The sequence below is a fragment of the Naasia lichenicola genome (assembly GCF_004801885.1).
Lineage (GTDB): Bacteria > Actinomycetota > Actinomycetes > Actinomycetales > Microbacteriaceae > Naasia > Naasia lichenicola.
Genome location: NZ_SSSM01000001.1, coordinates 714,143 through 726,073 on the forward strand (window position 1 = coordinate 714,143; position 11,931 = coordinate 726,073).

General features: G+C 68.7%; 12 protein-coding genes. 8 read left to right on the plus strand and 4 right to left on the minus strand.

The features are described from left to right. Positions 1-40: 40 nt before the first annotated feature. From E6C64_RS03375 to lnt, 8 genes are all read left to right on the plus strand, one after another. Positions 41-1,015 (plus strand): FKBP-type peptidyl-prolyl cis-trans isomerase, encoded by a 975-nt coding sequence (locus tag E6C64_RS03375; protein ID WP_136426183.1) that lies wholly within the window; start codon positions 41-43, stop codon positions 1,013-1,015. A gap of 7 nt (positions 1,016-1,022) precedes the next feature. Continuing rightward, a complete protein-coding gene (locus E6C64_RS03380) occupies positions 1,023-2,129 on the plus strand; it encodes a helix-turn-helix transcriptional regulator (protein WP_136426184.1) in 1,107 nt (368 codons plus the stop codon). Further along, on the plus strand, positions 2,126-3,163 hold the full coding sequence (locus E6C64_RS03385; protein ID WP_136426185.1) for a helix-turn-helix transcriptional regulator: 1,038 nt from the start codon (positions 2,126-2,128) through the stop codon (positions 3,161-3,163). Before E6C64_RS03380 ends, E6C64_RS03385 begins: the two co-directional genes overlap by 4 nt. Before the next feature lie 9 nt (positions 3,164-3,172). Continuing rightward, positions 3,173-3,547 (plus strand): hypothetical protein, encoded by a 375-nt coding sequence (locus E6C64_RS03390; RefSeq protein WP_136426186.1) that lies wholly within the window; start codon positions 3,173-3,175, stop codon positions 3,545-3,547. Beyond that, positions 3,508-3,786 carry a twin-arginine translocase TatA/TatE family subunit gene (gene tatA / locus E6C64_RS03395; RefSeq protein WP_136426187.1) on the plus strand — a complete coding sequence of 93 codons (279 nt, stop codon included), beginning with the start codon at positions 3,508-3,510 and terminating at the stop codon, positions 3,784-3,786. The genes E6C64_RS03390 and tatA overlap by 40 nt, the downstream gene beginning before the upstream one ends. Positions 3,787-3,790: 4 nt before the next feature. After that, positions 3,791-4,576: a twin-arginine translocase subunit TatC gene (gene tatC, locus E6C64_RS03400; RefSeq protein WP_332908213.1), complete on the plus strand. Its 786-nt coding sequence runs from the start codon at positions 3,791-3,793 to the stop codon at positions 4,574-4,576. A gap of 176 nt (positions 4,577-4,752) precedes the next feature. Beyond that, the gene (locus E6C64_RS03405; protein WP_136426398.1) at positions 4,753-7,164 is read left to right on the plus strand and encodes a DEAD/DEAH box helicase; all 2,412 of its coding nucleotides are present in this window, start codon (positions 4,753-4,755) and stop codon (positions 7,162-7,164) included. Next, positions 7,164-8,876, plus strand: coding sequence for an apolipoprotein N-acyltransferase (gene lnt / locus E6C64_RS03410; protein WP_233255428.1), 1,713 nt, complete (start codon positions 7,164-7,166; stop codon positions 8,874-8,876). Before E6C64_RS03405 ends, lnt begins: the two co-directional genes overlap by 1 nt. Positions 8,877-8,988: 112 nt before the next feature. Here the strand turns inward: lnt and E6C64_RS03415 are convergent, their stop codons facing one another. The 4 genes from E6C64_RS03415 to E6C64_RS03430 all read right to left on the minus strand — a co-directional run bounded on the left by E6C64_RS03415 (position 8,989) and on the right by E6C64_RS03430 (position 11,818). Next, positions 8,989-9,354 carry an RNA polymerase-binding protein RbpA gene (locus E6C64_RS03415; protein WP_136426188.1) on the minus strand — a complete coding sequence of 122 codons (366 nt, stop codon included), beginning with the start codon at positions 9,352-9,354 and terminating at the stop codon, positions 8,989-8,991. 115 nt (positions 9,355-9,469) lie between these two features. Further along, the gene (locus E6C64_RS03420; RefSeq protein ID WP_233255429.1) at positions 9,470-10,186 is read right to left on the minus strand and encodes a glycerophosphodiester phosphodiesterase family protein; all 717 of its coding nucleotides are present in this window, start codon (positions 10,184-10,186) and stop codon (positions 9,470-9,472) included. A gap of 61 nt (positions 10,187-10,247) precedes the next feature. After that, positions 10,248-11,249, minus strand: coding sequence for an SPFH domain-containing protein (locus E6C64_RS03425; RefSeq protein ID WP_136426190.1), 1,002 nt, complete (start codon positions 11,247-11,249; stop codon positions 10,248-10,250). Continuing rightward, positions 11,246-11,818, minus strand: coding sequence for an NfeD family protein (locus tag E6C64_RS03430; RefSeq protein ID WP_136426191.1), 573 nt, complete (start codon positions 11,816-11,818; stop codon positions 11,246-11,248). The genes E6C64_RS03425 and E6C64_RS03430 overlap by 4 nt, the downstream gene beginning before the upstream one ends. Between the last annotated feature and the right edge of the window lie 113 nt (positions 11,819-11,931).

Consider the following 11,931-nt stretch of genomic DNA (forward strand, 5'->3'; position numbering starts at 1 on the left):
TCACCGCCTCGGCCGACCGAACCAGGGATTGCAGCCCTCGATGACCTCGAAGACACGGCGCCTCGCGCGCACCGTCGCCGCGCTCCTGACGGCGGCCACCCTCGCGGCGGGCCTCGCCGCGTGCTCGACGGGCAGCGCCAGCAGCGACTCCTGCGATCCCGCCGCCACGTCGGGCGCCGCCTCCGACACGGTGACCGCGACCGAGCAGTTCGGCACGCAGCCGACGGTGTCCTTCCCGACCCCGCTCCGTCCCGACACCACGCAGGTGAGCACCCTCATCGAAGGCACCGGCAAGCCCCTCGGCGACGGTCAGTACGTGAGCACCTTCCTCACGATCCTCAACGGCTCCGATGGCAGCGTGCTGACCCAGTCGACCTATACGGCCGATGACGCCGCGTCCTTCGTCATCGACAAGCTCGGCATCGAGGGCTTCAAGAAGGGGATGGAGTGCGCCAGGGTCGATTCGCGCATCGCCATCACCATTCCCGGCGATGAGGCGTTCACCGACGACAACCGGCCCACCGGCCTTGCGGCCGGCGACTCCATCGTGATCGTCGTCGACATCACCGCCGCGTACCTGGCCAAGGCCGAGGGCACGCTGCAGTTCGCGACCGCAGGTCTGCCCGCGGTCGTCCGCGCCCCGGACGGCCGCCCCGGCATCCAGATCCCGACCTCCCCGAAGCCCAGCTCGCTCAAGATCGTCGACCTGATCACGGGCGACAAGGGCCAGGTGGTGAAGGACGGCGACAGCGTCATCGTCAACTACACCGGAGTGCTCTGGGACACCGGTGAGGTGTTCGACTCCTCATGGGAGAAGGGCACGCCGATCGCGATCACCGCGACCGACGGACAGGCCATCCCCGGCTTCGTGAAGGCGCTGGTGGGGCAGCACGTCGGATCGCAGGTGCTGGCCGTAATCCCGCCGAGCGAGGGCTACGGCGATACGGCGAGCGGCAGCATCCCCGCCGGATCGACCCTGGTGTTCGTGATCGACATCCTCGGGGTCGTGGGCTAGAGCGTCCATGGCGGCCGATGCCATCTCCGTCGAGGAGCGACTGTTCAGCCTGGTGCTGGCGCTCGTGGCGACCGAGCACGGCCTGACCAAGGCCGAGATCCTCTCCAATGTGCAGGGCTACCGCCAGCGCTACGAGGTCCGCGGGGACAACGCGAGCCTCGAGCGGCAGTTCGAGCGCGACAAGGACGACATCCGCGAGCTGGGCGTGCCCCTCGAGACGATCGAGTCGCCGCAGGATGCCGGCAACAACCAGAACCTCCGCTACCGGATCCCGAAGGGCGCCTACGACCTGCCGTCCGAGGTCTCGTTCACGCCCGAAGAGGTGACCCTGCTCAACCTCGCCGGAGAGGTGTGGCGCGAGGGATCGCTGTCCAGCGAGTCGCACCGAGCGCTGCTCAAGCTGGCCTCGCTCGGCATCGCCGTCGATGATCCGACCATCGGCTACGCGCCGCGGGTCAGGGTGCGCGAACCCGCCTTCGGACCTCTCACGTCTGCGATCGAGCGGCAGCTGGTCGTCAAGTTCCCGTACTTCAAGCCGGGGGAGCGCACCGCGCTGCTGCGCACCGTCGCGCCCCTCGCCCTGGTCCAGCATCAGGGACGCTGGCACCTGTCCTCCATCGACCGCGATCGGGACGAGCCGCGGACGTTCCTGCTCAGCCGCATCGTCGGGCCTGTCACCACCACTCGGACCGTGTTCGAGCGTCCGGCGGGGGTGGATTCCGCCGCCGCGGCGCTCGCCGAGCTGGATCGCGTGCTGCAGCTGAACACCGTCGTCATCGCGGTGGAGCCGGGCTCCGACGCCGAGAGCCGCTTCGTTCCGCGCGCCATCGCCTCGACCGCTGCAGCCGACGGCGAGCTCCCGACCCACACGCTCAACTACTCGGACCAGGTGCTCATGGCCGACGAGCTCGCCTCGTACGGACCGGAAGTCCGCGTGATCCGGCCCGTCGCTATGCGCGACCAGGTGATCGCCCGGCTGCGCGCCGTGGCGGAGGCGCACAGCGCCGCGCGCGACGAGGCTGCAGGAGCGCCCGGCGCATCTCCGCTGACGCCCGCGGCACCGACGTCCGCCCGTGCGAGCCGGCGGCAGGCCGCCGCGAGGACGACCCGATGAGCGCCCGGCCGATGCAGGCTCAGGACAAGCTGGCCTTCCTCCTGTCTCTCGTCCCGTTCCTCATCGAGCACGACGGCGTGAGCGTGACCGATGCCGCCGCCCGCTTCGGCGTCACCCCCGAGGAGATGCGCACCGCCGTGCGGCTGATCGCGATCTCCGGAGTCCCGGGGGAGAGCCGCCAGTACGGCCCGGACGACCTCTTCGACATCGACTGGGACGAGTTCGAAGAGGACGACCGCATCTCGATCACCCACCACGTGGCGATCGACGACTCACCCCGCTTCTCCTCCCGCGAGGCCGCCGCGCTCATCGCGGGTCTGCAGTACCTGTCGTCGCTGCCGGAGAACGCGGACCGCGCCGCTCTTGCGTCGCTGACCGCCAAGCTGGCGAGCGGCTCGACCGGTGGACCGGCAGCCGTCGCCGTATCGGCAGACGGCGGAGATGCCCGCGTGGCACCGCTGCGCGAGGCGCTCCTGGCACGGCGCCGCGTCTCCTTCGACTATCGCAGCGCCCAGGGCGACCGTGAGCGCCGACTGGTCGACCCTCTGCGCATCGACTCGGAGAACCAGAGCTGGTACCTGCGCGGCTGGGATCACTCCCGCGGTGCGGTGCGGATCTTCCGCCTCGACCGGATGAGCGCGCTCACCGTCACCGACGAGGATTCGTCCACCGTCGCCGCGGACGTGCAGCTGTCCGATGCGCTCTTCGAGACCTCGCCCGACAACCTCACCATCCGGGTCGAGCTGCCGGAGAGTGCACTGACGCTGCTGGGGGAGTACCTGCCGGACGGCACCCGGACCGCGCCGGGCAGCTCGGCCGACCTGGTGATCGCGACTCTGCGAGTGGGACACTTCCACGGCCTGAAGCGCCTGATCGCACTGCTCTCCGGGGTCGCGACCGTGCTCGACCCGCCCGAGGCGCGGGCCGCGGTGGCCGACTGGGCTCAGCGCGGGCTGGATCAGTACACACATACCGCCTCCTCGACAGACGCAGCCTCGTCGGACGCAGCCTCCAGCTCTTCCGCCGACAAGTAGGGTCGGATCATGCCGTGGTGGTCGTGGGTGCTGATCTGGGTCGTGCTCGTTCTGATCCTGCTCGGCACGCTCGCCCTGCTCGGCTGGCGACTGTTCAAGAAGGCCATGAAGGCCCTCGACGCGCTCGGCGAGCTGAGCGACAAGACGGCCGCCCTCGGCGATGCCGCACGCGACCTCGAACCCGATTCCTTCGTGCCGAGCATCCTCCGCCCGTTCCAGGACGTGCAGGACGAGGTGGCTGCTCATAGGCGGCGTTCAGCTGAGAGAAAGCAGTCTCGCCGGGAGAATCGCCTGGCCAGAGGTAGAGTGCTCGTGTCAGCAGATTTGAGAGGACAGAAATTCCCATGGGAATCTTCGGCAACGCATTCACCGGATGGCACCTGATTGCCATCCTCCTCATCGTTGTCCTGCTGTTCGGAGCCCCCAAGCTGCCCGCCCTCGCCCGGAGCATCGCGACGTCGATGAAGATCTTCAAGACCGAGATCAAGACCGACAAGGACGAGACCGACAAGGCCCAGGCCGAGACGCCTGTCGTCTACACCGAGGAGCCGCCGGCCGTCAACGTGACGCCGCAGGCGCAGTCGGTGCCGACGGACTCGGGCACCACCACCCCGAAGCAGTAGGCGAATGGCCCGCGTTCCTCGCGGCGCCGACAAAGAGCGGCGGATGTCGCTCGGTGGACATCTGCTCGAACTGCGGCGACGCCTGTTCATCGCCGCGATCTCCGTCATCGTCGGTGCCGTCATCGGATATCTGCTGTCCGAGATCATCTGGGATCTGCTGCGCTCGCCGATGGTGGCGATCGCGAAGGATCACAACGCGACGATCAACTACACGAACATCACCCAGGCGTTCGACCTCAAGCTGCAGATCGCCATCACCGTCGGCGTGATCATCTCCGCCCCCGTCTGGCTGTGGCAGGTCTGGGGCTTCATCGTGCCCGGGCTCACCAAGCGGGAGAAGCAGTACACGTTCGGCTTCTTCTTCGCCGCCGTTCCGCTGTTCTTCGCAGGCTGCGCCGCGGGATGGTACGTGTGGCCGCACATCGTCACCCTGATGGTGGGCTTCGCGCCGATCGAGGACACCGTCTTCCTCACGGCGTCCGACTACCTCGACTTCATCCTCAAGCTGGTCGTCGTCGTCGGGGTGGCCTTCATCCTGCCGGTGTTCCTCGTCCTGCTGAACCGGGTCGGGGTCATCAGCGGCATCTCGATCCTCAAGGGCTGGCGGGTCGCGATCCTCGTGATCGTGCTGTTCTGCGCGGTCGCGACGCCTGCTGCCGATGTGTTCTCGATGTTCATCCTCGCGGTGCCGATGGTCGCGCTGTACCTGGCCTCGGCGGGCGTCTCGGTGCTCAACGACCGGAGGGTCGCTCGACGCGAGGCCGCACTGACCGCGGAGCTCGTCGCCTGAATCGTCGCGCACTGCGCTGCGGACACAACACTGTCGTCTAGGGCAGTGTTCTGTCCGCAGCGCAGTGTTCTCGCCTCCGCGCTCTGGGACGAGGCCGAGTACGCGACCTGCGCACAGCCAGGGCCTGAGAGAATGGGGGAGTGAGCACAGAGCTCAGTCCCGCCGAGCGATTCGCGATGGCTCGGCAGAGGCAGGACGCCCCCGGACTCGCGGCGTTCCGCGCCGCCCAGTCCTTCGATCTCGACCCCTTCCAGATCAGCGCATGCGCAGCGCTCGAGAAGGGCAAGAGCGTGCTCGTCGCAGCCCCGACCGGGGCCGGCAAGACCGTCGTGGCCGAGTTCGCCGTCCACCTCGCAATGCAGGCACGCGGCGACAAGGTGTTCTACACCGCACCGATGAAGGCGCTGTCCAACCAGAAGTACGGCGAGTTCGTCGACGAGTACGGCGCCGAGAACGTCGGCCTGCTCACCGGCGACACCAACATCAACTCGGGCGCTCGTATCGTCGTCATGACGACCGAGGTGCTGCGCAACATGCTCTACGCCGATTCGGCCCTGCTGCGAGATCTGTCATTCGTGATCATGGACGAGGTGCACTACCTCGCCGACCGGTTCCGCGGGGCGGTGTGGGAGGAGGTCATCATCCACCTCCCGCAGAACGTCCGGCTCGTCTCCCTCTCGGCGACCGTGTCCAATGCGGAGGAGTTCGGCGACTGGCTGCAGGCCGTCCGCGGAGACACCGATGTCATCGTCTCGGAGGAGCGCCCGGTGCCGCTCGAGCAGCACGTGCTCATGCGCACCAAGCTGGTCGACCTCTTCGCCGGCGGGTCCACCGGTCCGTCGGCCTCGAGTCGGGTCAATCCCGAGCTCGCGCAGATGGCCAAGTACGGCGGACGGGTCATCACCTCGCGGCAGGCGCAGGACGTGGGCCGACGCCACTCCAAGGGCGGCCGGCCCGATCAGGGGCGGATGGACCGGGGAGAGATCATCCGGCTGCTCGACGAGCGGAACATGCTGCCCGCCGTCTTCTTCATCTTCAGCCGGGTCGGCTGCGACGCCGCCGTCAAGCAGGTGCTCCGCGCGGGCGTCCGGCTGACCGAGGCCGCCGAGCGCGATGAGATCCGCCAGATCGTCGAGGACCGCTGCCGCACCCTGCTCGACGAGGACCTGGCCGTCCTCGGCTACTGGGAATGGCTCGAGGGGCTCCAGCGCGGTGTCGCCGCCCACCACGCCGGCATGCTGCCCGCGTTCAAGGAGGTCGTCGAAGAGCTCTTCCAGCGCAAGCTGGTCAAGGTCGTCTTCGCCACCGAGACGCTCGCGCTCGGCATCAACATGCCGGCCCGCACCGTGGTGCTCGAGAAGCTCGAGAAGTTCAACGGCGAGGCCCGGGTGCCGATCACGCCGGGGGAGTACACCCAGGTGACGGGCCGCGCCGGGCGCCGGGGCATCGATGTCGAGGGTCACTCGGTCGTCCAGTGGGTCGACGGGATGGATCCGCAGGCCGTCGCCTCGCTCGCCTCCCGACGCAGCTATCCCCTCAACTCGAGCTTCCGGCCGACCTACAACATGGCCGTCAATCTCATCGAGCAGTTCGGCCGTGAGCGCACGCGCGAGATCCTGGAGTCGAGTTTCGCTCAGTTCCAGGCGGACCGAGCGGTCGTCGATCTCGCCCGCAAGGTGCGCCAGCAGGAGGAGTCGCTCGCCGGCTACGAGCGCTCGATGAAGGACGAGTCGGGCCAGAGCGGCGACGTCACCGAGTACGCCACGATCCGGCGCGAGATCAGCGAGCTCGAGAAGCGCAACGCGTCCAACCGCGATGTCACCCGGGATCAGCGGGAGAAGTCGCAGCGTCAGCTGCACGAGCTGCGCAAGCGGATGCGGTCGCATCCCGCGCACTCCTCGCCACGTCGGGAGGAGCTGTCGCGCTGGGCGGAGCGCTGGTGGCGCCTGCACCGGCAGACCGAGGACCTGCGCCGTCAGATCTCGACCCGCACCGGCGTCATCGCCAAGGTCTTCGACCGGGTGACGGACGTGCTGCTCGCCGAGGGCTACCTCAAGGAGAGCGCGGACGGCAGCGTGACGCTCACGGGCAACGGCGTGATGCTCAAGCGGATCTACGGGGAGCGCGACCTGCTCCTCGCCGAGTCCCTGCGCCGGGGCGTCTGGCTCGAGCTCGACCCCGCGAGCTTCGCCGCCCTCGCCACCACGCTGGTCTTCGAGCCGAGACGGGAGGAGGCCATCGCCAACGACCGCTTCCTGCCGCGAGGGCCCTTCCGCAAGGCCTGGGGGCAGCTCGGCGACATCTGGGCCCGCCTCGACGACGTCGAACGGGACAACCGTCTGCCCGGCTCCAACCCGCCGTCGCCCGGCCTCGCCGAGGCGATGTTCATGTGGGCGAAGGGCGGCGCCCTCGACCTGGTGCTGCGCGATGCGGATCTGCAGGCGGGCGACTTCGTGCGCTGGGCCAAGCAGACCATCGACCTGCTCGATCAGATCTCCGTCGTGGCGGACGGCAAGCAGGCACGCACCGCGCGTCAGGCGATCGACGCCATCCGCCGGGGGATCGTCGCCTACTCGAGCGTCAGCTGATGGCGGTCACCATGCCCGTGGATCGCGATCCGCGGGCGACGACGCAGGCCCGTCGGGGCCGTCCTGTCCGAGATCGGGCCGCCGCACCCGCGCCCATTCCGCTCTGGGGCGCCGTGCTCGTCGCCCTGCTCGCCGGACCGGTGATGGACGGAGCATTCCCCGACCTCGGCGTCTGGCCCCTCGCCTTCGTGGGCATCGCCCTCGTCCTGATCGTGCTCCGCGGACGGCGAGCCGGCGGCTCTTTCCTCGTGGGCCTCGTCTTCGGCCTCAGCTTCTACCTCGTGCACATCCAGTGGGCGACGCTGTTCCTCGGCATCGTGCCGTGGCTCGCTCTCTCGACGCTCGAGGCGCTCTTCGTGGGGGTCGGCAGCATCCTGATCACCCTCGCCTATCGCTGGATCCCGCAGCTCTGGCCTGATCGCGCTGCGCCGGGGGATGGTCGCCGATCTCGACTGCTGGTGGGCTCGGTGGGCATCGCGCGACTCGGGCTGCTGCCGCTCGCCGTCGCCGGCCTCTGGACCGCGCGCGAGGCGATCTCCGCGGTGTGGCCGTACGGCGGGTTCTCCTGGGGTCGTGTCGCGATGTCCCAGTCCGAGAGCCCTTTCGCCGGCCTCTTCGCCTGGCTGGGCATCTCGGGGGTGAGCTTCGCCATGGTCTGGCTGGTGGCATTCGCCATCGAGCTGATCCTCGCCGCCGTCATCGCGTCGCGTGGCGCCCACGGGCTCGTCGGAGCGCGGAGGGCAGGCCCTGCGCTCGCCGTCCTCCTCGCGCTGGGTGTCGCCACGGCGGGGCTTCTGGCGGTGCCGCACTGGCAGACGGCGACCGACGGCACACTCAAGGTCGCCGCCATCCAGGGCAACACGAAGTCCGGCTACTTCGACCAGCGCAGCTATCAGGGCGAGATCCTCGACGGCCACATCACCGCGACCCTCCCGGTGCTCGGCGATGACGTCGACGTCATCGTCTGGCCGGAGGGCGCCGCCGATCTCGATCCGCTCGAGGACGCGGGCGCGGCGCAGGCGATCGACCTCGTCAGTCAGGCGGCGGGAGCGCCGATCATCCTGGGCACGATCACCCAGCGCGAGAACGCCATCTACAACTCCTCCCTGCTCTGGCAGCCCGCCCTCGGAGCCACCGACATCTACGACAAGCGCCATCCGGTTCCGTTCGGCGAATACGTGCCGGACCGGGCGTTCTGGGAGCCCTTCGCGCCCGACCTGATCGGACTGATCGGACGCGAGTACACGCCGGGCACGAACGACCCCGTGTTCGATCTCGGCTCGGTCGATGGTCGCGACGTCCAGGTGGCGGTCAACATCTGCTTCGACATCGTCGACGATGCGCTCATGCGGCAGTCCGTGACCGACGGAGGCGAGGCGATCTTCGCGCAGAGCAACAGCGCCGACTTCGGCCGCACCGACGAGAGCGTGCAGCAGCTCGCGATCGCTCGGATCCGGGCGCTCGAGACGGGCCGCACGGTCGTCAACGCCTCGACGGTCGGCACCACGGCCATCGTCGCCGCCGACGGATCGACGGTGGACCGGATGCCCACCTTCACCACGGGGGCACTCGTCGACGAGATCGATCTGCACACGGGGGAGACCCCCGCGGTGGTGGTCGGCGCACAGCTGGAGCAGCTGGTGTCCTTCTTCGGGCTCGCCGCCCTCCTGCTGGCCGGACTGCTGCGGCCGCGTCGCCGACCGGTGGCCTGAGGGGCGAGGGCCTCGATACGCGCCGTGGCCGGCGCTACTCGACCAACGATTGCAGCTACCAATGAATAAGGCCGCCGCGTTTCCGCGACGGCCCTTCGATGTTCAGCCTGGTCTAAGAAGCGGCCCGCTGCTTGCCCCGACGGGCTCGTAGGTAGGTCAGGCGCTCCTCGAGAAGCTCTTCGAGCTCGGGGCGGGTGCGCCGTTCGAGCAGCATGTCCCAGTGGGTGCGCGCAGCCTTGGGCTCCACCTTCTCCTGCTCGACCGGGGTGCCGTCGGCCTCGAGCAGCACGCCCTCCTTGCCGCTCTTGGGGGAAGTCCAGTTCTGGGGCACCTCAGCCTCTTCGGAGAAGGTCACCTCGAACGTGGTTCCGTCATTGCTGCGGTACTGGGCGACGATGCGGGGTGAGAAGACGACGCCCTCCTCGCTCTGCAGGCTCTGGCTTCCGAGCCGCATGCCTCGCAAACTGCGATCTGCCATGGTGTCGCTCCCTTCGCGAATCTCTCCCTATAGTGAACCCGGAATCGGGGGACATTCTTCCCGCCCGATCTATTCCCAGAACCTTCCCAGTGCGCTCGGAGGGGCATGCGCGCGGCTAGCGGAAGCGCTTCACAGCCTCGAATACGAGGTCGCAGCGGTCGCTCACGATGCCGTCCACGCCCAGCTCGAGCAGCTCGTCTATCTCGGCCGGGTCGTTGATCGTCCAGACGTGCACCTCGACGCCTGCGCGGTGGAACGCGGCGATGGCAGTCGGGCTGGTGGTCGGCAAACCCAGCACTGACCTGGGGATCTGCACCGCATCCACCCCTCGGAGAGCGACCCGGGTGAGCGGACGAAGATGCAGTGACGCTCCGAGCACGGCGGGGACGATCTGCTCCGAGGACGCGGACGTCGGCACGTTGCCGAGCGCACGCGCGACCTTCCGCCGTCGAGCTGTGCGGAAGGAGGCGACCAGCACCCGCTCCTCGGCGCCCGCTCGGCGGATCGCATCGATGACGCCAGGGACAGCGCGCGGGTCCTTCACGTCGAGGTTGAACCGGGCAGACGGAAAGGTCTGCAGGGCGTCGAAAAGGGTACAAATCCCATCGCCGCCACGGGGGATTCCGCGCAGTTCGGCGCGTGTGAGGTCACCCACCCGTCTCGGGTCGCCCGTCACGCGGGACAGATCACGGTCGTGCGCGAGCACCGCGATGCCGTCGCGGGTGGCGTGCGCGTCGGTCTCGAGGTGGGTGGCGCCGGCATCGAGCGCCGCCCGGAAGGCGTCGATCGAGTTCTCGGGGTGCTCGAGGGCGAGCCCCCGGTGTGCGATCACCCGCGGGAGCGCTCCGGCGAACCACGGCCTGCCGGCGCGACGCGCGGCCCGCACTCCCGACCTACTCGGCGCTGCGCGGCGTGGTGCGCGTCGCCGGAGGGGCTGCCGCGGCGGCGGGCGGGGTGTAGGGCGGGACAGGCGAAGACGCGTTCTCGGCCGCGCTGGCCAGCGAGCCACCGAACGCGCTTCCGATGCCCTTCAGAGCCTCCGTCAGCTCGCTCGGCACGATCCAGAGCTTGTTCGACGGGTTCTCCGCGAGCTTGGGCAGCATCTGGAGGTACTGGTAGGCGAGCAGCTTGCTGTCGGGGTCGCCGAGGTGGATGGCGTCGAAGACCGTCTTGATGGCCTTGGCCTCGCCCTCAGCGCGCAGCACCTGGGCCTGCGCGTCGCCCTCGGCCGAGAGGATGGCCGCCTGGCGCGCACCCTCCGCGGTGAGGATCGCGGACTGCTTGGTGCCCTCGGCGGTGAGGATGAGCGCGCGACGGTCGCGCTCGGCGCGCATCTGCTTCTCCATCGAGTCCTGGATGGAGAGGGGCGGCTCGATCGCCTTCAGTTCGACCCGGCCGACGCGGACGCCCCACTTGCCGGTGGCCTCGTCGAGCACCACGCGCAGCTGCATGTTGATGTTGTCGCGGCTGGTCAGCGCCTCCTCGAGGTTGAGGCTGCCGACCACGTTGCGCAGGGTGGTCGTGGTGAGCTGCTCGACGGCGCCGAGGTAGTTGGCGATCTCATAGGTGGCCGCGCGGGCGTCGGTGACCTGGAAGTAGACGACCGTGTCGATGGAGACGACGAGGTTGTCCTCGGTGATCACCGGCTGCGGCGGGAACGAGACGACCTGCTCGCGCATGTCGACGAGCGGCCGGACCCGGTCGATGAACGGCACCAAGAGGTTCAAGCCGGGGCTGAGGGTCTTGTGGTACTTCCCAAGGCGCTCCACGACGCCCGCATAGGCCTGAGGGATGATCCGCAGCGATCTGATGAGAGTGACGATCACGAAGATCACCACGACCACCACCAGGGCGATCAGGAACAGCTGGAGGATGAATCCACCCATGTCGATCATGAGGTCGCACTGCTTTCGTTCGGGTTTACGGGATTTGGAGCGGCAGCAGTCGGAGCGACGACATCCGGGGTGACGGGGCCGCTCGGGTCAGGCGGCGGAGCGGATGCCACAGGTACGGGCAGGACGTGGGCCGTGGATCCGCTGATGGACGCCACGGTCACCCGTGCGCCGATCGGGAGGGGCACCGCGTCGTGACCCTGAACGAGCAGGGCCGTCCAGGTCTCGCCGTTCGCGAGCTTGACCTGACCTCCGTGCTCGCCGAGCTCGATCACCACGCGGCCGGCCATCCCGCTCAGCGCGTCGAGGTTCGTGGGGGTCAGGTCGGCGCCCTTCCGCGTCGCGCGGAGCAGGATCGGCCGGACGACGAAGAGCAGCAGCAGGGCGAAGAGGAAGGCGACGATGATCTGCAGCCACCACGGGCCACCTGCGAGCTGTGTGCCGAGGCCGCCGAGGCTGCCGATGGCGATCATCAGGAAGGTGAACTCGAGGGTGATCACCTCGATGATCACGCAGATCACGATGAAGACGAGCCAGACGATCCACATGTACTGCACGAGATCGGGCATCATGCAACGAATCTACCGCGTCTGGCCTGTTCAGGGCCCGAAATGCGCCGGAGAATCGAGCGATCCTCCGTGCAGCCGCGGAGCATGAGGATTGGGTTGTCGACGGGCGGCCGCTG